Genomic DNA, 21060 nt, shown 5'->3' on the forward strand with positions numbered 1-21060 from the left:
TTATTCCCCTTTATCCTCGTTCACGTCTGTAAACGGTTTTTTCTGAAAACCTTGCTCCGTCTCTATCAACAATTCAATCTTACGTTCAACTTGCTCAAGCTTGCCCCCACAAAGCTGCGATAGCTTCATGCCTTCTTGAAACAGCTCGATTGCGGTCTCAAGAGGAACGTCGCCGTTCTCAAGTTTAGATACAATAGAATCTAATCTTTCCATCGCTTGCTCAAAAGTAAGCTCACTCTGATTCTTTGCTGCCATCCATCCGAGCTCCCCTCAATGAGTCTACATGACAATCCAGCTGGCCGTCTGCTACCTTCACCTTAACGATATCGCCAGGCTTCACATCTTGAATCGATTTAATCAATCGTTGTTCCTGCTCGTCATAAACAAGACTATATCCTCGTGACATAACCTTTAATGGACTTAAAGCGTCAAGCTGCTTCATCGTGCTGAAAAGCTTATGCTTATTCTCCTTAACGGATATGCTCATGGCATGCTCCAACTGTTTATGTGCTGTCTGCCACCTTTTTGAGGCAAAAGCTACCCTGTCACCGGGATGATGACCTGCCAGTGTCGTTTGTAATCTGGCGAGCCTTGTATGACCACGATCGGTTATTCGCTTTGTACGCTGCTCCAGACGTTCTGTCAAACGATCCAGTCGTTCGGCCTGCTCCAATAAATATTTCCGCGGATATAAGAAAAAAGGTGAACGACGAATGCGCTGTAGTTTTTCCTTTTCGTCTTGAACACGATAACGAATACCTTGCACGAGCCGCTGCTGCTGACGGCGAAGCTGCTGCTGTAATTCTGAAGTACTCGGTACAGCAAGTTCTGCCGCAGCTGTCGGAGTCGCAGCTCGCAAATCCGCTACAAAATCCGCTATCGTAAAATCCGTCTCATGCCCCACAGCGCTGATTACAGGAATCACGGAAGCCGCAATGCTTCGTGCGACAGCTTCCTCATTGAAAGCCCAAAGCTCTTCCAGTGATCCGCCGCCGCGCCCAACTATTAATACGTCAACCTCGCCAAAACGGTTCATTGCTTCTATCGCTTTAACGATAGCAGGCGCAGCCTGCGTCCCTTGCACCAACACGGGGTAGACATAGATTGGTATTAAAGGATAGCGTCGTTGTAAGGTTATTATTATGTCTCTAACCGCCGCCCCTGTCGGAGAAGTAATGACCCCGATTGCACTTGGAAAAAGAGGAATTGGCCGTTTTCGTGATTGCGCGAAAAGCCCCTCATTACTCAGCTTGCTTTTGAGCTGCTCAAAAGCAAGATATAAGCTTCCAATCCCGTCCGGCTGCATGGAATTGACATAAAACTGATAATTGCCATCGCGTTCGTAGACGGAAATGTTACCTCTGGCAATTACCTTGGTCCCTTCTTTAGGGATAAAGGGAAGGCGTTGGTTTTGCGAGGCAAACATAATTGATTTTATTCGGCTGTCGCTGTCCTTCAGCGTAAAATACATATGACCGCTGGAGTGATGCGTGAAATTAGAGATCTCACCGCGCAGCCACACATCGCCTAGAAGCAAATCCGACTCCATTTTCATCTTAATGTAGCGGTTAAGCTCTTTTATGGAATAAATTCGAGGCTGATCTGCCATGCCTGCCATCACTCCTTGATTCCGTTAGCCCTTTTTGCTGCTGTAATTGTATTTTTCATTAGCAGGGTAATGGTCATTGGACCCACTCCGCCAGGTACCGGCGTGATATAGCCCGCTGTTTCCAAGCAATCCTCAAAATCAACATCGCCAGCCAACTTCCCGTCAGGTAAACGGTTAATGCCTACGTCAATGACAATCGCGCCTGGTTTAACGAAATTACTTCCGATTGCCTTAGCTTTACCAATCGCAACGACGAGAATATCTGCTTGCTTAGCAATCTCTTCCATGTTAGCCGTACGGGAATGACAAATCGTCACTGTGGCATTCTCGCGAAGAAGCAGCATGGCTACTGGTTTGCCGACAATATTGCTTCTGCCGATTACAACGGCATGTTTTCCAGCTATGTCCACGCCGCTGCGCTTAATAAGCTCGATCACTCCTGCAGGCGTGCAAGGCAGCAAGCTGTCATCGCCAATAACTAGATTGCCTACGCTTTCCGGATGGAAGCCATCTACATCTTTATCCACGCTAATGGCATCAATAACAGCCTTCTCGTTAATATGCTTAGGCAGCGGCAGTTGAACGAGAATCCCGTTTATTGATGCTTGATTGTTAAGTCGGTCAATAACTGCAAGCAGTTCTTCTTCGCTGGTATCAGCGGATAAACGATGGACCTCGGAGTAAAATCCGAGCTGCTGACATGTTTTTTCCTTCGAACCTACATAAACCTTAGAAGCAGGATCCTCCCCAACGAGTACAACCGCTAACCCGGGAATAATACCTTTTTCTTTCAAGGCTGCAGTTTCCGTAATCATTTCCTCACGGATAAGGTCGGAAATTTTCTTTCCTTCAATGATTTGTGCGCACATAGCTCCAGTCTCCTTTAGCATCGATGAATGTGTGGATTTTGTATCTCATTTAAGATTTCAGTTCTTCAATCTCCAGAAGCAGTTTACCAAGCACTCCGTTTACGAACTTGCCCGATTCCTCTGTGCCAAAATGCTTAGCAAGCTCAATCGCTTCGTTAATCGTAGCCTTCGGCGGTACATCATCCCGGAACACCATCTCATAGCAAGCAAGTCTCAGGACTTGACGGTCAACACGCGATAAACGGTCGATCTGCCAGCCTGTCAAATACTGCTGCAGCATCCCGTCAATGGCTTGTCTGTGTTCCATCACGCCAGATACGAGCTCACGCGAGAACTCGTCCGTGCTGCTAGCCTCGGAAGGGTCTGCGCCGATTTCATTTTCATGACGAAGCTCATCCATCAGCATATCAACCGCATCCGATGCCGAAACCTCATTCATTTCCATTTGATACAAGCTTGAAATTGCTATTTCTCGTGCTAATCTTCGTTTCATGTTACCTCCGCGGCAGCTTAATGCCGATAAAATATTTTTATCTTTTATACTCTTTATTCCAAAAAAAACCTATGATCTCCTCCCTGCCCCGAATAAGCGGCTTTCCGAAATCCGGAGTACGGAGGAGACCACAGGATCATCTAAACGGCCGAAATCTTTCTAACAACGAATACCAAAGCCGCTGCCATGGAAAGATAGGTCCGCTGCTTGTTTCCTTCTGAACGCCGATCCAATAACCAATTGAGACAAGAAGCCCTACAAAAAGCATGTCCCAAAAACCGACAAACAAATAAAGCAACCCGAAAAACAGCCCTATCGCGGCGCCAGCTGCGCGTTTTCCATAGATGGCCCAGAATTCTCTCCACATCAGCAAACTCACCTCTATTCCACGCGACTCTTAAATGTGCCTGTTTGAATGATGTTTGCAACATATACCGCTACGTTTGTTACAGGTATACCCGCTATATCCTCCACATGCTCTTTCACAGTGCGTTGAATCTCTTCCGTAAGCACCGGTATTGAGCTTTCGCCATCTACGACAGCACGTATTACGATATCAAGTCCGGCATCCGTTGCTCGAATGCGTGCGCGTAAATCCTTTACGCCGCGTTGACGTGATGCTGCCTTCAATGCCAGGTTCTCAATGGTTTCAATAGAAATTCGAATGTCACCGAAGTCGGTTCTTTGGTCGATCGAAGGAGCGGAAGCCGAACCGCGATGCAGCGATACCATAAAAAATCTAAGGCTGAGTACAAAGAGGATGACACCTGTTGCGATCAAAGTGATTTTCAGTGAATCGAGCCGGTAGAGCTCATCTATCCAATCATTCAAGAGTCCACTGGACAACCAACCGAAACCAATGCACACCAGAACAACGGAAATACAGCCAATTACAATGCTATACAAAAACAAAAGCAGCTTGTCCACGACCTTAATCAAGCGTAGCGCCTCCTCCTGCCAAGCCGAATGAAAACCCCCTTGCGCCGAGCGGCATGCCCATTCACGAGGGGGTTGTACGGGATTTATTAAACCAGCTTTATTTATTTAACTCTGTGTAGAAACTCTTCTTCTTCCGGTTTATCAGGCGTCTTGAAATGTACATCGTGAATATGTACGTTCACTTCAACAACGTGGAGTCCCGTCATCATCTCGATCGAACGTTTCACATTCCGTTGAATTTCCGAAGCGATTTCCGGAATCCGATTGCCATACTCAACGATAATAGATACATCAACCGCAGCTTCACGCTGACCCACTTCAACTTTTACACCTTTGGATAAATTTTTACGACCAAGAAGCTCAACAATGCCTCCAGCAAATCCGCCGCTCATTCCCGCGACGCCATCCACTTCAATCGTAGCTAATCCAGCGATAACTTCAATGACTTCGGGTGCAATTTGAATCGTGCCAATGTCCGTTTTCTCATACTCCGCAGCGATCGTACTCATGATGGCTGTACACCTCCTTAAAGTTGCGCGTACTCGGCGAAAAGCCAAGCAAAAAACCGCATCTTGTTAATATACTATAACATTCGGCAAGAAATATGACAAACTATACTACTTGTTCACATTTTTGTCGCAACCTCACTCGGTAGCGTTAATATCATGCTCCTCGAGGAACTTAATGTCGAAGTTTCCGCTCACGAATTTCGGATGATTCAAGAGCTTTAAATGGAAAGGAATCGTGGTCCGAATGCCTTCGATGGCAAATTCGGATAATGCCCTTTTCATTCTTGCAATGGCTTCTTCACGTGTCGCGCCCCACACAATCAGTTTCGCGATCATCGAGTCGTAATGCGGTGAAATCGTGTAGCCGGGATATACTGCGCTATCCACTCGCACACCCGCGCCACCCGGCGGCAAGTAAAAAGGAATTAATCCTGCAGACGGCATGAAATTTCTTTCAGAATCCTCTGCATTCACCCGGCATTCGATGGACCAGCCATTGATTTTCAAATCGCTTTGAGCAAACGAAAGCGGATTTCCTTCTGCTACGGATATCATTTCTTTAATCAAATCTACGTTAGTGATCATCTCGGTTACGGGATGTTCAACCTGTATGCGCGTATTCATTTCCATAAAATAGAAATTACCATCCGGTCCAAGCAAAAATTCAAGCGTTCCGGCTCCGGAATAGTTAACAGCTAACGCAGCGCGAACTGCAGCCTGTCCCATCCGTTCCCGAAGTTCGGGTGACAGTACGGAACACGGTGCTTCCTCGACGAGCTTTTGACGTCTGCGTTGAACGGAACAGTCACGCTCAAACAAATGAACTGCGTTGCCGTGCTTATCAGCCATAATCTGAATTTCTACATGCTTCATACCCGTTAAATATTTCTCCAGATATACGCCAGCGTTACCGAAGGCTTTCTGTGCCTCCTGCTGTGCAGTTGATATTTGTGCAACAAGCATCGTCTCGTCATCTGCAATTCGAATGCCTTTCCCGCCGCCGCCCGCCGTTGCTTTAATAATCACGGGATATCCGATTTCACGTGCAACGCGGATGGCATCCTCCATGTTCTCAACAAGACCGTCTGAACCCGGAATGATCGGCACATCAGCCGTTCTCATTGTCAGCTTAGCGACAGCTTTGTCACCCATCTTATTGATCGCTTCCGGGGATGGCCCGATAAATGTGATGTTGCATGACTCGCAGATCTCCGCAAAGTCAGCGTTCTCAGCAAGGAAACCATAACCGGGATGAATCGCATCACATTCGGTAATCGTTGCTACGCTCATAATGTTCGTTAAGTTTAAATAGCTGTCTTTCGATGCCGTAGGCCCGATGCAGTAAGCTTCATCGGCTAACCGGACATGAAGCGAATCACGATCCGCTTCCGAATAAACGGCAACAGTGCTAATACCAAGCTCGCGACAAGCGCGTATAATTCGAACCGCAATCTCACCGCGATTTGCAATTAATATTTTGTGAAATTTCACGTAGGAACCCCTTTCAAACGACAGTTTCCCTGTTCGGACGTTAACTCACTTCATTACTCTGGCTTTACAAGGAACAATGGCTGACCATACTCAACAAGCTGGCCATTTGATACCAAAATTTCAACGATTTCTCCACGAACCTCTGCTTCCAGCTCATTCATCAGCTTCATCGCTTCCAAGATGCAAACGACACTCTTGTCACTGACGCGATCGCCGATTTTGACGAAAACGGCTGCGTCCGGAGTCGGCGAGCTGTAGAATGTGCCTACCATCGGGGAAACAATTTGATGCAAATGATCTGTTGAAGGAAGGACTGCCGCAGCCTCTTGCACGGCTTGAGCCTGTGCAGCAGGAGCCGCTTGCTGGGTTTGTAAAGGTGCAGGCGCGTATGTATGCGTAACTGGAGCCGCTTGCACATTCACCACTTCTGTTTTCCCTGGCTTGCGGATGAGCAGGCGAGTCCCTTCGTTTTCAATTTCCAGCTCATGAACGGAAGTTTGATCAACCAATTTGATCAACTCTTTGATCTCGCTCAATTTGAACATGAATATTTTCACTCCTTAAATTTGCGATAGCTAAATGCTTCTACAGCACGCAACCCAATAAGGTTACCATGCCAATATAACCAATTCTTTCACATAACGTTTAACATTATATCATAAACAAGCCTGAACACGAATCATTTTTTGTTCGCTGGAAGTTAACCACGAAAAAAAAGACCTTGGCGCCACCAGCTCATATGCTGGAACGCTAAGGCCTTTTCTCTATTGTGAAGCGTAAACTCTTTATGGAATATAGCGGACGGACACTTGATCCGCGCCAACCTCCATCGTGGTCATCACCAGTTTGATAATATCAGCAGCTTGCTTTTTCTCAAGTTTATCGCTGGAAACGACAACATGGTATTTATCGCTTTGCTCGTCGATCACCACGTTTTCATATTGCTTCAGCAGTTCTGATTCAATGCCTGTCAATTTAGAATTTTTTTCTTCAAGCATTTCAAGCTCCGCGATCGCGGCGGATGCTTCTTCCGGTTTTTTCTGCGTGTCGTTAATTGCGGCCATGATTCTGTTATCTTCTTCGGTGTACTTGAGCTCCCGTTTTGCAAGCAGCTCACTGAACAAGCCGCCCGCCGCCAAGCCTTGCTCTTCAATCTGGTTCAATGCCTCTTTGTCCGCATCGCTTAAGATTTCTTCACCAGCTGGCTGCTCCACTTCATTAACCACCAGGTCGTTTCCGCTAGCTGCCGCCTCAGTAGCATTGTTGGCAGCTTGCTCCGTTTGCGATCCGTCTGTAAGTACATCTGGTGACTCAACATCCTGCGTGAATAAGTAATAAGCCGACAGAACCACCATTAAGCTAAGCATCGATACAAGCCATACCGTTTGTCTTTTCGTGTTCATGAGAACACCCTCCCCAACATTTCAATTTGGTTTATTGCTTGCTTGGAACAACAGAAATCCGATTAATCGGCACGCTAATGCCTTTCTCCACCGCATTTGTGATGAGACGCCTGACCGTTGCATTTTCAGCACCTTTAGCGACTATGAGAATTCCGCGTATACGCGGGTTAATCGTTTTTTTTACAATGGGCTTTTGGTCACCGGAAACCTCATACAAAACAACCTGTCCTTCTTTCGTAATGGAGGTTATATGCCGTTTCCCCCCGTTTGGGTCATTCTCATCTGTAACCTGCTGAGATTCCTGCGTATTTTGCACGATCTCTATTTCTTCCGTGGAATCGACGGTAACAAGCACATTCACGGTTCCTACTCCTACGATTTTCTCCAGTATATCTTTCAGCCTGGTCTCCATAGAGTGCTCGATTGCTGTAAACAAAGATCCAGCTGATGAATCCGAACTACTCCAAACCGTCTCGGATTGAGGCGGCGGATTTGGATCCTGCACCGAGGGCTCAACTCCCTTATATGGCAAAAATGAATTTAAAATCATTAGCGCTGCGCCAATCCCCCCAACGATTAGCAATATTCGCAGCGTCCGTACTCGCTTCGGGCCGCCTGGACCGCCGCCAACCGCTGATTCTAAGCTTTCCAGCCATTTGGCCACCGCGCCTTACCTCCTCTCCATTCCCAACCTTTTACTTAGGCAACCGCTGCTCTGCTGGCTGCCTAATGATGATTTGATCCTCAGCCAATCCCCAGCCTTTCGTAATCAAGCTGCTTATTTGGGATGCCGATGCAGGGTCTGCTCTCGACCATTCCCCATCTGCCTGCTCCGTCTCCTTAGATCGACCGTTTACAGCTTCTGCTGCTTGGCTGCTAGGAAACGAGCCGTCAGCTTCTACTGGCTCGATATCTACATCGACGATGACAGGCTGAACCTCTTCCACTGGATCACCTTCCTTTACCAGGCCTTTATTCTGCTTTTTCGTTTGGAGCGTCACGGTTACTTGACTGATGTAAGGCGTCTGATGGCCGGATACGCTGACCCACTTGAGCGTTGCATCCACATCAGCTATCCCTTCGTCCGTTCGCTCGACCAACTCATTTAAAATAGAGGCCTCAAGCGTTCGTTCCGTTAATTTGGCGGCTTCTAGGCTGCGTTTCTCGCTCATCGCTTCGGCATCTCGATTGATTTGACTTAGACCGGCCATCTGATTCTCGCCAGCCATCGCTGATTTACTCCAATTCTCCATGCCTTCATCCAACTTTTCTCCAATATCGCTTTGAATTAGCTTAAGGATCGGCGAGAGAATGGTCAGGAGGATAAATAAGCCGATAACGAGCCGTGCATAACGCTGCATCGCTCGATTTGGGAGCAGCAGTTCAACGAATACCGCCAGCAGAATGACTGCAATGATATCTCTCAGCCAGTCGCTTAACCAAGCAACCACAACCCTCGTCCCCTTCCTTACCTCACCATCAATGCCGCATTGCCTRCAGTCAAAATGATCGTAACCGCAAGAAAAAACATGAGACTGACTGCAGCCAGTGCTGCGAATACATAGATCATCGTCTTGCCTATCGTTTCCAGACAGGTTACGATCGGCGAATCTCCAAGCGGCTGCATGACGGCAGCGGCTACATTATAGATAAGCGCCAGCGTCAATATTTTGATTGCAGGGAACGCGCTGATGAATAGTAGTACAATTACGCCAGCCAAACCTATGGCGTTTTTGGCGAGCATCGATGCTGAGATTACGGTATCCGCCGCATCGGAAAACATCCTCCCCACAACGGGAACAAAGTTTCCAGTGACGAATTTTGCCGTTCTCAGCGTAACACCGTCTGTAACCGCGCCCGTTACGCCTTGTACCGAAATAACACCAAGAAATACGGTTAACAGTACACCCATAATGCCGACGCTGATGTTCCTGAGCAGATTAGCCAGCTGCGTAACCTTAAACTTCTCGGAAAGTGCGCTCGTGATATGAAGCACAGCAGAGAAGAAAAGCAGCGGGAATACCAAAGTATAAATGAGCGTGCCTACTGCATGGATCATAAAAATAATGAGCGGATGAAGCACCGAAACCGTCACGACGTTTCCCATTGAGGCAAGGAGCGTTAGAAGAAGCGGAACCATCGCCAGCATGAATTGAATCATGCTCTCGATTGCCCCCTTCGCATAACCCATTGCAACATGGAAGCTGTTCACCGCGATGATGATGAGAACCATGTAAGTAATTGAATAGGCAACCTTGCTTACCGCATTTCGTTCAAATGCGTTCTGAAGTGTCTCCAAAACCATACTGAATACCGTTAGCATGACGATCGTTACGAGCAGCTTTCCGTTATAAAGCACCTCGTGCCACAAATACTTTACAAGCCCTTGCAGCATGTCCGTTAATTTAAGTCCGTCGCCTCCTGGCAAAATCATTTCCATAAAGCTAGGCACATGCTGATCCGGAAAGTAACCGCCGTACTCACTTGAAAGCTTATTCCAGTACGACTCAACGGCTTCTGTTTCAAGATTTCCCAGCTGCTCGTTTGCCAGCTCTTGCGAAAGCTTATCGGCTTCCGCTTGATTGCCGGTAGGAAGCGCCGCGCTCTCATCGCTCATCGCATATCCAATGTGAGGTACAAAAGAAAATAAGAAAGTCGCAATTAGTATAAATAGCAACAGCTTGGCTCTTTCTCGGGCAGGAGCGAGCTTTATCATTGGCATCAACTCCCATCCGGCAGCAGACCGATCACCGTCTCGACGATAACGCTGATAATGGGAACGGCCATTACGAGAATAAACACCTTGCCTGCAAACTCGATTTTGGACGCGATGCTTTCTTGACCTGCGTCTCTGACGATCTGGGCACCAAACTCCGCGATATACGCGATTCCGATGATTTTTAAGACCGTCTTCAAGTAAATGGAAGGGATACCTGATCGATTAGCCAGATCCTCAAGCACAGAAATGACAATTTCGATTTTGCCAATCAAATACAGGAATATGAACAATCCCGTAAATGCGGCGAGCAGAAAAGCGAACATCGGCTTTTGCTCCCGAATGACAAGTATGAGTACCGTAGCCATCAGACCCAGTCCGACGATTTGAATCATTTCCACTTCGCTCACCTGCTTGCATGAACGTCCTTTAGAAGACGTCTACTGAAACAAAAATATCGATTTAATTTCCTGGAACAATTCATTGAGGAGCCGGACAACCATAAACAGAACGACTATAAAACCAATAACGGTAACCCATTGCGCCATATCTTCCTTCCCCATTTGCTTCAATACAGAATGTACCATTGCGATAACAATTCCGATCCCGGCAATTTGGAAAATGGCGCTCACATCCATGTTCATCTATGCGGCACCCCACTACACCATCAAAATGACGACCAGCACAGCAATCAAAATCCCGAGACTTTTCCACATCTTCTCGTAACGCCCCTGATCGTCTCTCGCTGCGTCCTCCTCAGCCTTCAGTTGCAATAACGCAAGATGGATATGCTTCATTTGATCTTCCTTATCGCTGATCCCAAGCGTTGAGCCAAGACGAATAAGGACAGCCTGCTCGTTTTTTTTCATCGAAGTCATATCCCACTGCGTTTTGATTGCCTGCTCCCAACTATCGCGGAAGCTAAAGCTCTCCGTTTCCCACACACCGCTGGCCGCTTTCCGGAATATTCCTGCTAGCGGTTCCGGCGTTGCTGATGCCGTTCTCTCCAGCGCTTCCGGCAGCGGTGTATGTCCGTAGCCGATTTCGGTCTCCAGACGCTGTAGGGCATGTGCGAGCTGCCGCAGCTGCCTTGGCCGTTCAGCGAATTTCGCAGCCTGCTGAAAGCCGATCATCGTCCCTGCAAACAAGAGCAGAACCGCGCCAATCAGCTTTATCACGGGTCATCAGCTCGATGTCTGCCTGTCAAGGCATGTACAGCATCCGGCGGTACAGAACGGCTTAAGGTTGAGTGCTCGCGCGTGGATAGCCGTGCCGCAATCGCTTCTGTCGGTACTACACGGTGCATGATGCCCTGCTCCGTACGCTTTAGCTCAACCACATACGTAAATGCCCCTTCTTCCAGCAGCTTAAGCAATACCGGCCTGCCTCTTGCGTCCTGTAAATCATAGGCATGCGCGGTGGCGACTACGCTAATGCCCGCATGGCTTGCTTCCCGGATCGCTTCGCCGTCCTCAGGTCTGCCGATTTCGTCTATAATCAGCACCTCGGGCGACATGGAACGAACCAACATCATCATGCCTTCTGCCTTGGGACAAGCATCCATCACATCGGTTCTTGGACCAACATCAAAGGTGGGCACGCCGCGAACGCAAGCCGCGATTTCCGAGCGTTCATCCACGATGCCGACCTTTCTACCTTGCCAGCCGCTTGCTTCTAAAGTGGGCCATAAGCCATAGCTGACGGATCTCGCAATGTCCCGCACTAGCGTTGTCTTACCCTGTTGTGGTGGAGCTAAGATTAACGTAGAATGCAGCGTCTTCCTTGTTCGGTCAATAAGCTTAGGCAAAAGATGGGCACTTGCGCCAATCACCTCTCTAGCTACCCTTATATTGAATGCGCCGATATCACGGATACCGCGTACCGAACCGCCGTCCAATATCGTTCTGCCCGCAAGGCCGATGCGATGGCCTCCTGATACGGTTATAAAGCCCCTTCGCAGCTCCTCCTCCATCGCGTATAAGGAATAGTTGGTAATGCGTTCAAGCAGCTTGCGGCAGGTATCTGCCGAGGGCTTGTATGCTCCATCAGCAGCCTGACGCAGCGAGCCGTCAATCATCATAAATCGAGACTGTCCGCGAAAGCCTATTTCAAGCGGCCGTCCCTCTCGAATCCGAATTTCCTCCAGCTGTTCCTGCATTGGTTCAGGAAGGCGCTCCAGCAGCGTCTTCAGCTCCAATGGCAATAAATGCGCTACGCGTGCCAGCATGTGATTATCACTCCCGGGTGTTTGTCCTTCGTAGTTCCTATTTGTATGCGTGCATCTCGAAAATATGTCTGCTTCGTTTGGGAATTGCTAGAGTTGAAATCTATTATTTTTTTAAAATACCGATCATTAAACAAATCACGCCTGCTCCAACCCATAAAAACTTGGACGGAGACAGCTTGTCAGACATCCCGACGAGCCCCACCGTTGTCGTTGCAATTAGAATGAGCGGACCTACTAGAGCAAGCGATGAATTTACGACAAGCGCTTTGTCGATTTGGTTTAATCTAAGCATCAACAGCGCGGCGCAAATTTCAATCGTTCCGGAAGTGAGCCGCAGCGAGGCCATCGTCAATACGATTTTATTTAACATGAACGCGAACCTCCTTTCTTAATCCAGATGTTCCTTATTCATATGCAGGCTTGTCTGGCTTTCATACCGGACACCTGCCCAGAGGCAAACGCATATCATAAGGTATTGAGCTTAAGAAGGGCGGAATACACATCATGCATGTGCAGGTCATTTCCAGTGTTAACGAGGCAAGCTCCGCAAGATTTCATCACAAAACGGCTATCATTATCGATGTATTGCGAGCTACAAGCACCATCATAGCCGCTTTATCCGCAGGGGCTTCCTGTGTAATCCCTGCTGAAACGGTTATGGAGGCCAGGGCACTCCAGCGCCCTGGCGATTTGCTTGGAGGCGAACGTTTTTGCCGAAAGATCGCAGGTTTTGATTTGGGGAACTCGCCTGAGGAATATACCGAACAGATTGTCGCTGGTAAAAGAATTGTGCTGACGACCACAAACGGTACGAGGGCCATACACAAATCGATGAGAGCGGATTATGTGCTGACAGCGTCTCTTCTAAATGCGGAAGCTTGTGCGCGGGCCGCGATTGATCTTCGCAGGGATGTTGTCATTTTATGTGCGGGAAGCCACGATGAATTTGCTATTGAGGATGGCCTATGCGCCGGACTCGTGCTGGATAAACTTCACTCCATAAGCCTGGTCTCGATCGAGATGGATGATTTTGGAACAGCTATGCTCGCGCTTTACCGGAACCGGTCACAAAACGTGAAAGAAACGATTATGAATGGCATGACGGGGAAAAAGCTCTTGAAGCTTGGCATGAAAAAAGATATCGAGGCTTGCTCCGCCATCGATATTTATCACGATGTTCCAAGACTAAACGGCGATCAGCTAACGAGGAACGGTTAATGTCTCAGCGCATAAGCATAAACGGCTGTTGCCGTCCTATGTCGGGAAAGCATACGTTTTGCAAAGCAATATAGGCCCATTTATATGTGAAATCATAAATGCCTATATATTAAAAAAAGGCATGCCCCGGTATTCCGGAGCATGCCTTTTTGATAGAGATTCTTTTTTTATTAACGACGATCCTGAGGACCGCCTACGAAAGCCTGCTCTGCTGTATCTAGTCCGTATGCGGTATGAAGCGCACGTACAACATCACTCAAAGGTTCAGCGCTAATCACGCAAGAACATTTGATTTCAGAGGTACTAACCATCTTGATGCTTACGCCAAGGGATGAGATCGATGCGAACATTTTTGCCGCTACCCCTGGGTTGCTAACCATGCCTGCACCTACGATCGATACTTTAACAAGATCCGATTCCGATGTAGTTTCACGGAAAGGAACCGTGCTGCGTATTCCCTCGATTACCGAGATCGCTTTATCCTTGTCGTCGCCAGATACGGTGAAGGAGAAATCAGCTTTGCCGTCCTGCACACCACTTTGAACGATAATGTCGACATCGATGCCGTTCGCAGCCAATGCGCCAAACACATTTGCAAGCACACCCGGTACATCCTCAACACCCAATATGCTTATTCTTGCTACATTTTTGTCAAACGCGATGCCGCGAACGACCACGCCTTGCTCCATGACCGCTTCCTCCTTCACACTAGTACCTTCGTTTTGGGTAAAGCTCGAACGCACAACCAGCTTAACATTGTTGTGCTTTGCATACTCCACCGCTCGCGGATGCAATACGGCAGCGCCCAAGTTAGCGAGCTCAAGCATCTCATCATACGAGATTTCAGTTAGTTTGCGTGCATTCTTCACGACACGGGGATCGGTTGAATAAATGCCGTCAACATCCGTATAAATCTCGCAAACGTCTGCATTCATCGCAGCTGCCATCGCAACTGCCGTCGTGTCAGAGCCGCCGCGGCCGAGTGTCGTAATTTCCCCGTCCTCTGTCATCCCTTGGAAACCGGCAATAATGGCTACGTTGCCTTGCTCCAGCGCTTTGAAAACACGCTCAGGATTAATATTGGTCATCTTTGCCTTGCCATGCACCGCTTCTGTGCGAATGCCTGCTTGCCAGCCCGTAAAGGACACGGCCTTAGCTCCTAATTGATGAACGGTCATCGACAATAATGCTATCGATATTTGTTCACCAACGGTTAACAGCATATCCATTTCCCGCGCCGGCGGATTTGGATTAAGCAATTTCGACTGATCGATTAAATCGTCCGTCGTATCTCCCATGGCAGAAACGACGACAACGATATCGTTGCCCTCTTTCTGCCTTTCAATTATTCGCTTCGCTACGCGCTGCATCCGCTCCGGCGTTCCCACGGAGCTGCCGCCAAACTTCATCACTATCAACGACAAAGCTGATTCACTCCCAACCCTGACATGTACATACAAGTCAATATTATACCACAACGAGCGTCGTCATGGGTATATCCACCTACAAAAAAACCGTCCGATACGATCCGGACGGTTTTTTTGATCTGCTTACTAAGCGCGCGAGATGTATTTACCTTCGCGTGTATCGATAAGCAAAACGTCGCCTTCGTTAATGAACAATGGCACTTGAACATTAAGGCCAGTCTCAACCTTAGCTGTTTTTGTTGCGCCTTGTGCTGTATTTCCTTTAACGCCTGGCTCTGTCTCAATAACTTTCAGCTCAACGCTGTTTTGCATTTGGATACCAAGAATCTCTCCTTGGTAACTTGAGATGTTTACGTTCATGTTTTCTTTCAAGAAGTTAAGCTCCCATTCAAGCTGCTTCTTGTCCAAATTAAATTGGTCGAAAGTTTCATTATCCATAAACGTGTACTCCGAGCCGGAGTTGTACAGGTATTGCACTTCACGGTTTTCGATAATTGCGCGTCCGATGCTCTCGCCCGCACGGAAGGTTTTCTCAACAACGTTTCCGTTGCGGAGATTTTTCAGCTTGGAGCGAACGAATGCCGCGCCTTTACCTGGCTTAACGTGCTGAAAGTCAAGAACGGTGAAAATATCTGTGTCTACTTGCACGGTCAAGCCTGTTTTAAAATCGTTTACTGAAATCATTGCTGATTCCCTCCTGAATGAATAGTCCTTAACCCAGAGTGATCAAGTCCTTCGGGGATGAGGTTAATATTTTAATACCGGTTTCCGTAATAACGATGTCATCCTCAATGCGCACGCCGCCGAAGCCTGGTACGTAAATGCCGGGTTCAACCGTAACCGTCATGCCGGGGGTTAAAATCGTTTCGCTTAGTTTGGACAATCTCGGTGCTTCGTGAATTTCCATGCCGAGTCCATGACCCGTTCCATGTCCGAAGAGATCGCCATAACCGTATTTCGTGATGATATCGCGAGTTAGCGCATCCGCTTCACGACCAGTCATGCCCGGTTTAATATGTTCTAGAGCGTGTAGTTGTGCTTCGAGAACGATATTATAAATCTCCAAATGCTTGGCTGTTGGCGTTCCGACAACTACGGTCCGAGTCAAATCGGAGCAGTAGCCGTTATAGTAGGCGCCAAAGTCTAGCTTCACAAACTCATTATTACCGATAATGCGGTCGCTGGCTACTCCATGCGGCAATGCAGAACGTTCGCCGGATGCTACGATGGTGTCAAAGGAAGAAGATGTAGCGCCGTGACTGCGCATATACACTTCCATTTCCAGAGCAATATCCGTTTCACGCACGCCTGGACGAATCAGCTTCAGAATATGATTGAAGGTGCTGTCTGCAAGATCAGCTGCCTCCTGCATAATTTGCAGTTCGGCTGGGTCCTTGATCTGGCGCAGCTGCTCGACTAATCCTGACGCAGGCTCCAGCGTAATGCCGCTGAGCGTTTTGGTCCATGACGTAAATTCACTATACACGACATGATCCTGCTCGAAAGCAAGCTTTGATAACTTCTGCTGTGTTAGAATCTCCAGCACATCAACAAGCGGGCTGGCCCCATGCTCGACAATCTGAAAACCGACTGCTTGCTGCGGCGCTTGCGTACGATAACGGAAATCCGTAAGCAAAAAGCTTTCGCTAAGCGTAATCAGCACCATACCTGACGAACCCGTGAAGCCGCTTATGTAGCGTCGGTTATACTCGCTACCAATTAGTATCGCTTCAAAGCGATGTTTTTCCATCAGCTGGCGAAGTCGCTTTACTCTTTCGTTTGGCATAACCGTTCCACCCTTTCATGACTTCTTACAATTTGTCCAAGTGACGCACGAGTGCAGTTAATCCGAGCTCATAGCTGTGTGAGCCAAAGCCTGCAATTTGTCCTACTGCAATTGCCGCAACAACGGATACATGACGGAACGATTCCCGTTTATGGATGTTCGACATATGTACCTCTATGATTGGCACCCCAATGGAACTAAGCGCATCGCGAAGCGCATAGCTGTAATGCGTCCAAGCGCCGGGATTAATCACAATACCGTCCGCTTTGCCAAACGCGCTATGTATTCGATCAATCATTTCGCCCTCATGATTCGTTTGGAAAAATTCAACGGAGACGCCAAGCGTCTCGGCTTTATCCTTCAAGAGCGATTCGATGTCTGCCAGCGTTTCTGACCCGTATACATCAGGCTCACGAATCCCGAGCATGTTTAAGTTCGGTCCGTTCAATATAACGATTTTGTGCATGAATGCACCTCCCAAGCAACCGAATCCATCATAGGTTCAAAGATCATTAGCCATTTTACCACAAATGTCTGCTGCTTGAGAAGTAGAACTCATGACTGCACTTTAATTGGCTCCCTTGAAGCTTCATCCGTGAACTCGAATGCTATCGAATATCCAATGAATACACCCCAAAGAAGAAAGACGCAAAGCTCGGTAAACAGCGTATTCCAGCCGACTTGTCTTATGCCTCCCATGATTCCAAGCATCGGACCGACAACAATAAATAAAATAGCCCACCAGACGGCACCGTATAATACTCCCGGCCATGGTCCTCGCAATTTGCCCAGCGCTATTTTGTAAAGAAAAGCAGCAGCTATTGAAAAGAGAATGAAAAATGCGATTCCCAGTACCTCCCCCCATCCCGTCTTTAAAAATGATTCCTTAAAAAACGGATCGGCAGCAAACCCCGGAAGTATCGTCGTAAATTTCATCTCATAGAACATCCAGCGTATAATACCCCAAATAAGCCCCGCAAAAAAACCAATTTGGAGTGAGTAAAGCCAAGGGTTCGTATGATGCTCCTGCTCATGATGTCTGTTTTTTTGCTTCTTGTTTGCCATTTTGAATTCCTCCGCTCCTGTTTCCTGTGTAATCCGAATTAGTATGTGAAAAAATTCCGATTCATAACCGTCCGTACGCTTTCTCTTAACTTGCGCTTCCCATATGCTTACGTTGGCAATTAGCTAATAGATCAAGTACAATAGACTTACAAAGTTCAAGGTACATTAGATGTATCAGCTAAGACGATATTCCACTCAAGGAAGGTGACAAGCACTTGCCGCAAGACTCCCGAAACATATATGGCGGACAAGCAGTTATCGAAGGCGTAATGTTTGCTGGCAAACATGTTAACGTAACCGCTGTAAGGCGCAAGAATGATGAAATCGTATTTTATGAAGTTCCTCGTACAACCAAGACATGGATTCAAGCTCTAAAAAAAATCCCGCTCGTTCGAGGCGTGGTTGGCATACTTGAATCAAGCGCCAAAGGCTCGCAGCATTTGAACTTCTCAATGGAGGCTTATGCGGAGGATGAGGCGGGCGAAGAAAAAGAAACAAATTCGGCAGAGCAAGCCCCAATCGTAAAAGAAGAGAAAAAACAAGGCTGGAGCCTTAGTATGGTTGTTGGTGTGGCTGTTGCGGGTGTGCTGTCCTTTATCTTTGGAAAGCTCATTTTTACTGCAGCTCCTGCAGCACTTGAAGAATTGCTTTTCTCTGGGGTATTTGTTAACAAAATCGGTCATAATTTATTAGAAGGACTTATCAAAATCATTTTATTGCTCGCTTATTTGTATTTCATTTCCATGACACCGTTAATTAAGCGTTTGTTCCAATATCACGGCGCCGAGCATAAAGTAATTAGCGCTTATGAGGCGGGCGAAGAACTAACAATCCGGAATGTACAGAAATACAGCCGTCTCCATTACCGCTGTGGCTCCAGCTTTATCGTATTCACGGTGATCGTCGGCGTTGTTGTCTATTCACTGCCGTTCTTTACGTGGGATTCCATTTGGGAGCGCGTATACATCCGTATTTTATTGCTGCCTTTGGTACTTGGTCTCTCCTACGAAGTTTTGAGATGGACCAACGCATTGCGTGATATACCGGTATTGCGCTATCTCGGTTATCCCGGCCTATGGCTGCAGCTGCTAACGACGAAAGAGCCTCGCGATGAGCAGGTTGCCGTATCCATTGCTTCTTTCAGCCGCATGCTCGAGCTGGACAAACAAATAAAATAGTTTTTCGAATGTAAGGAAAGGCGGTATTTAAAATGAGCAGAACATCAGGCAAATGGAATATTTGGTCCATTACATTTTTGGCGCTGCTAGTAATCGGACTCGTTTACAGCGTTATCTTAAGTCCACTAACATTTATCATTCCTATTGTGGTGCTTGGCGGAATCTTCTGGTTATATAAATATCCGCCTTCTTTTTTAAGAGGATACAATTCGCAGCAAGGACGAACGCAGGTCAAGCAAAGCCGGGCAACTGCTGCTAAAACCAAAGCAAACAAGCCGCGTTCCAAAACGGTTCCGTTCCGCGTCATCGAGGGCGGCAAGGAAGACGATGATTTGCCCAAATACCATTAATCAAGCCATTAAAATAAAAAAAGGTCTGAGGCAGCGATGCCCAGACCTTTTTTTTGTCCATTTTTTGTATGTATTACTCGCTGTCCATTTCCGCCCGAACGGCGCGGAGCTCGTCCATTCTCTGCGAATCTCTACGGAAATATTCAACCAATGTTTCAATACAGGTAATGGAATCCCAGCTTAAATGATGCTCGATCCCTTCAACATCCTGGTAAATGTTCTCGTCCTGTACGCCAATCGTAGTTAAAAAAGATTCTAACAGCTGATGGCGATCGACAAGCCTTTTACCCATTTTCTTCCCTTTATTCGTCAGGACCAGCCCGCGATACTTCTCATAAATCAAATAATTATCCTTGTCGAGCTTCTGAATCATCTTGGTGACGGAGGACGGATGAACCTCTAGTCCTTCTGCAATGTCCGAGACACGCGCGTAACCTTTTTCATCAATTAACTTATAAATTCTTTCCAAGTAGTCTTCCATGCTCGGTGTCGGCACTGAAGAACCCCCTAACCATACATCTTCACCTTACTACGCAGGCGTTACTCATAGTATCATACACTGTTCGCAGCATTCACTGCAACCCGTTCGGCATTCCAAAGTCGTTTTCCAAACCCGAATGTCGCTTGAACAAACCAGTTTCAACAACGCCCCTACTCCACTCCAAAACAGATCGCTCCACACTCTCCTTCGTTCCTGAGCTTGTCTATTTTGAGCCTTCTGCTCTAAATTATCCAAAAGGACAGCGAATTTTTGAATGGGTCAAAAAAGAAGGTATTCTGGCGCATCGAGGTGGCTGCAAAGGTAGCCAGGGCAGGTTATCCGATGGGCTTCATCAATTGCTCTGATTATTTGTATGAAGGGTAGGAGAATGGCTATGGCGAGCTTATAGCTAGGCTTGCAGATCAGCTCCCGCCCGATGCGACCAAGGGAATACGTTTATCCCGATGAACAGGCAAATGCGCTCCGCATCTATTTATCGGAGCGCATTTCTGAACATTTTTCGGAATTGAAAATTGAATACTTTACTTAGGCATCTGACTTTGACCAAGCTCCTTTTAGAAAGCGAGCCATTCCGGAGTAATGACATTTAACCAGATGGTAATCTTGGTCATTTGGTCCGTAAACAATAGGAGACCCATCAAGATCATGACGGCTCCGCCAATTTTCATAACGGAAGCTGAATATTTCAAAATCCACCTTGCCGTACCTAAGAAAAAGGCGAGTACAAAAAAAGGAATAGCAAAGCCGAGCGCATAGGCTGTCGTCAATTGGAACCAGGTTCCCGGTTCAGTTGCAGCCAAGCCTAATATAGCGGTCAATGCAGGCCCCATGCATGGGGTCCAGCCGGCAGAGAAGCCGATACCAAAAATAAACGAACTGACATAGTTGGCTTTTTTGGGGATCAAATTCATTCGCCGTTCTTTCAGAAGCAGCTGCGGCTGGAATAGCCCAATCAGAAAAAGTCCCATTAGAATAATCAAGATAGCGGATAATTGCCTGATGAGCTGCCTGTATTCGCTAAAAAATTCAGCAAACACATTCGTCCCATAACCTAATGCATAATAAACCGTGCAAAATCCCAAAATGAAGAACAGCGTATGCGACATCGTGCGCATGCGTTTTTGTTTTGCATTCGAATTTTCCTTCAAATCCGCCACTGAAATTCCCGTTATGTATGATAAATACGAGGGATATAGAGGCAAGCAGCAAGGAGAAATAAACGATGCAAAGCCGGCGCCGAAGGCCAGCCAAATGTTAATGTCTGACAAACCTTTTTCC

28 protein-coding genes and 1 pseudogene are annotated in these 21060 nt (G+C 47.3%); 4 read left to right on the forward strand and 25 right to left on the reverse strand.

The window, feature by feature from the left end; genetic code table 11:
- The 18 genes from xseB to AC1DLI_RS01840 form a co-directional block, all read right to left on the reverse strand.
- A complete protein-coding gene (gene xseB / locus AC1DLI_RS01755) occupies positions 1–255 on the reverse strand; it encodes an exodeoxyribonuclease VII small subunit (RefSeq protein WP_308996709.1) in 255 nt (84 codons plus the stop codon).
- A complete protein-coding gene (gene xseA, locus AC1DLI_RS01760) occupies positions 233–1609 on the reverse strand; it encodes an exodeoxyribonuclease VII large subunit (protein WP_477599052.1) in 1377 nt (458 codons plus the stop codon). The genes xseB and xseA overlap by 23 nt, the downstream gene beginning before the upstream one ends.
- An 8-nt stretch (positions 1610–1617) precedes the next feature.
- Positions 1618–2478, reverse strand: a complete 861-nt coding sequence (gene folD, locus AC1DLI_RS01765) for a bifunctional methylenetetrahydrofolate dehydrogenase/methenyltetrahydrofolate cyclohydrolase FolD (protein ID WP_477599054.1) — start codon at positions 2476–2478, stop codon at positions 1618–1620.
- Positions 2479–2527: 49 nt separating this feature from the next.
- A complete protein-coding gene (gene nusB, locus AC1DLI_RS01770; RefSeq protein ID WP_308996712.1) occupies positions 2528–2971 on the reverse strand; it encodes a transcription antitermination factor NusB in 444 nt (147 codons plus the stop codon).
- Positions 2972–3107: 136 nt separating this feature from the next.
- Positions 3108–3338 carry a DUF2273 domain-containing protein gene (locus AC1DLI_RS01775; RefSeq protein ID WP_477599056.1) on the reverse strand — a complete coding sequence of 77 codons (231 nt, stop codon included), beginning with the start codon at positions 3336–3338 and terminating at the stop codon, positions 3108–3110.
- A 14-nt stretch (positions 3339–3352) separates the two neighbouring features.
- Positions 3353–3910, reverse strand: a complete 558-nt coding sequence (gene amaP / locus AC1DLI_RS01780; protein ID WP_477599058.1) for an alkaline shock response membrane anchor protein AmaP — start codon at positions 3908–3910, stop codon at positions 3353–3355.
- Between the two features lie 101 nt (positions 3911–4011).
- A complete protein-coding gene (locus AC1DLI_RS01785; RefSeq protein WP_477599060.1) occupies positions 4012–4419 on the reverse strand; it encodes an Asp23/Gls24 family envelope stress response protein in 408 nt (135 codons plus the stop codon).
- A gap of 135 nt (positions 4420–4554) precedes the next feature.
- On the reverse strand, positions 4555–5910 hold the full coding sequence (accC, locus tag AC1DLI_RS01790) for an acetyl-CoA carboxylase biotin carboxylase subunit (RefSeq protein ID WP_477599062.1): 1356 nt from the start codon (positions 5908–5910) through the stop codon (positions 4555–4557).
- A 53-nt stretch (positions 5911–5963) separates the two neighbouring features.
- Complete coding sequence (gene accB / locus AC1DLI_RS01795) at positions 5964–6455, reverse strand: acetyl-CoA carboxylase biotin carboxyl carrier protein (RefSeq protein WP_477599064.1); 492 nt, start codon at positions 6453–6455, stop codon at positions 5964–5966.
- A 240-nt stretch (positions 6456–6695) separates the two neighbouring features.
- A complete protein-coding gene (locus tag AC1DLI_RS01800; protein WP_477599066.1) occupies positions 6696–7313 on the reverse strand; it encodes a SpoIIIAH-like family protein in 618 nt (205 codons plus the stop codon).
- Positions 7314–7344: 31 nt separating this feature from the next.
- Positions 7345–7977 (reverse strand): stage III sporulation protein AG, encoded by a 633-nt coding sequence (gene spoIIIAG / locus AC1DLI_RS01805; RefSeq protein ID WP_477599068.1) that lies wholly within the window; start codon positions 7975–7977, stop codon positions 7345–7347.
- A gap of 31 nt (positions 7978–8008) precedes the next feature.
- On the reverse strand, positions 8009–8764 hold the full coding sequence (spoIIIAF, locus tag AC1DLI_RS01810) for a stage III sporulation protein AF (RefSeq protein ID WP_477599070.1): 756 nt from the start codon (positions 8762–8764) through the stop codon (positions 8009–8011).
- Between the two features lie 17 nt (positions 8765–8781).
- Positions 8782–10029 carry a stage III sporulation protein AE gene (gene spoIIIAE, locus AC1DLI_RS01815; protein ID WP_477599072.1) on the reverse strand — a complete coding sequence of 416 codons (1248 nt, stop codon included), beginning with the start codon at positions 10027–10029 and terminating at the stop codon, positions 8782–8784.
- A gap of 5 nt (positions 10030–10034) precedes the next feature.
- The gene (spoIIIAD, locus tag AC1DLI_RS01820; RefSeq protein WP_477599074.1) at positions 10035–10430 is read right to left on the reverse strand and encodes a stage III sporulation protein AD; all 396 of its coding nucleotides are present in this window, start codon (positions 10428–10430) and stop codon (positions 10035–10037) included.
- 39 nt (positions 10431–10469) lie between these two features.
- Complete coding sequence (spoIIIAC, locus tag AC1DLI_RS01825) at positions 10470–10673, reverse strand: stage III sporulation protein AC (protein WP_308996723.1); 204 nt, start codon at positions 10671–10673, stop codon at positions 10470–10472.
- A gap of 15 nt (positions 10674–10688) precedes the next feature.
- Positions 10689–11207, reverse strand: a complete 519-nt coding sequence (gene spoIIIAB / locus AC1DLI_RS01830; protein ID WP_308996724.1) for a stage III sporulation protein SpoIIIAB — start codon at positions 11205–11207, stop codon at positions 10689–10691.
- Entirely contained in the window at positions 11204–12256 is a 1053-nt protein-coding gene (spoIIIAA, locus tag AC1DLI_RS01835) for a stage III sporulation protein AA (RefSeq protein WP_477599077.1), read from the reverse strand. Before spoIIIAA ends, spoIIIAB begins: the two co-directional genes overlap by 4 nt.
- Before the next feature lie 103 nt (positions 12257–12359).
- Positions 12360–12626, reverse strand: coding sequence for a YqhV family protein (locus AC1DLI_RS01840; protein WP_169081913.1), 267 nt, complete (start codon positions 12624–12626; stop codon positions 12360–12362).
- Between the two features lie 134 nt (positions 12627–12760).
- Here AC1DLI_RS01840 and AC1DLI_RS01845 point away from each other — a divergent pair, with 134 nt between their 5' ends.
- Positions 12761–13474 (forward strand): 2-phosphosulfolactate phosphatase, encoded by a 714-nt coding sequence (locus tag AC1DLI_RS01845; RefSeq protein WP_477599079.1) that lies wholly within the window; start codon positions 12761–12763, stop codon positions 13472–13474.
- Positions 13475–13644: 170 nt separating this feature from the next.
- Here AC1DLI_RS01845 and AC1DLI_RS01850 read toward each other — a convergent pair whose 3' ends face one another.
- The 5 genes from AC1DLI_RS01850 to AC1DLI_RS01870 all read right to left on the reverse strand — a co-directional run bounded on the left by AC1DLI_RS01850 (position 13645) and on the right by AC1DLI_RS01870 (position 17752).
- A complete protein-coding gene (locus AC1DLI_RS01850) occupies positions 13645–14898 on the reverse strand; it encodes an aspartate kinase (RefSeq protein WP_477599081.1) in 1254 nt (417 codons plus the stop codon).
- A gap of 129 nt (positions 14899–15027) precedes the next feature.
- On the reverse strand, positions 15028–15585 hold the full coding sequence (gene efp / locus AC1DLI_RS01855; protein ID WP_053376760.1) for an elongation factor P: 558 nt from the start codon (positions 15583–15585) through the stop codon (positions 15028–15030).
- 28 nt (positions 15586–15613) lie between these two features.
- On the reverse strand, positions 15614–16687 hold the full coding sequence (locus AC1DLI_RS01860) for a M24 family metallopeptidase (protein ID WP_477599083.1): 1074 nt from the start codon (positions 16685–16687) through the stop codon (positions 15614–15616).
- 25 nt (positions 16688–16712) lie between these two features.
- Positions 16713–17153, reverse strand: a complete 441-nt coding sequence (gene aroQ, locus AC1DLI_RS01865) for a type II 3-dehydroquinate dehydratase (RefSeq protein ID WP_477599085.1) — start codon at positions 17151–17153, stop codon at positions 16713–16715.
- An 89-nt stretch (positions 17154–17242) separates the two neighbouring features.
- The gene (locus AC1DLI_RS01870; protein WP_477599087.1) at positions 17243–17752 is read right to left on the reverse strand and encodes a YqhR family membrane protein; all 510 of its coding nucleotides are present in this window, start codon (positions 17750–17752) and stop codon (positions 17243–17245) included.
- 215 nt (positions 17753–17967) lie between these two features.
- Between AC1DLI_RS01870 and AC1DLI_RS01875 the strand changes: the two genes are divergently transcribed.
- Positions 17968–18930 carry a DUF1385 domain-containing protein gene (locus AC1DLI_RS01875; RefSeq protein WP_477599089.1) on the forward strand — a complete coding sequence of 321 codons (963 nt, stop codon included), beginning with the start codon at positions 17968–17970 and terminating at the stop codon, positions 18928–18930.
- A gap of 32 nt (positions 18931–18962) precedes the next feature.
- The gene (locus tag AC1DLI_RS01880; protein ID WP_477599091.1) at positions 18963–19280 is read left to right on the forward strand and encodes a hypothetical protein; all 318 of its coding nucleotides are present in this window, start codon (positions 18963–18965) and stop codon (positions 19278–19280) included.
- Positions 19281–19353: 73 nt separating this feature from the next.
- Here the strand turns inward: AC1DLI_RS01880 and mntR are convergent, their stop codons facing one another.
- Positions 19354–19776, reverse strand: coding sequence for a transcriptional regulator MntR (mntR, locus tag AC1DLI_RS01885; protein WP_053376766.1), 423 nt, complete (start codon positions 19774–19776; stop codon positions 19354–19356).
- 285 nt (positions 19777–20061) lie between these two features.
- Here mntR and AC1DLI_RS01890 point away from each other — a divergent pair.
- Positions 20062–20311, forward strand: a pseudogene (locus tag AC1DLI_RS01890) (spore photoproduct lyase family protein); the annotation flags it as partial.
- 25 nt (positions 20312–20336) lie between these two features.
- Here AC1DLI_RS01890 and AC1DLI_RS01895 read toward each other — a convergent pair.
- Positions 20337–21050 carry a cytochrome c biogenesis CcdA family protein gene (locus tag AC1DLI_RS01895; RefSeq protein WP_477599093.1) on the reverse strand — a complete coding sequence of 238 codons (714 nt, stop codon included), beginning with the start codon at positions 21048–21050 and terminating at the stop codon, positions 20337–20339.
- Between the last annotated feature and the right edge of the window lie 10 nt (positions 21051–21060).

This window comes from Paenibacillus sp. 01T443 (assembly GCF_056398325.1).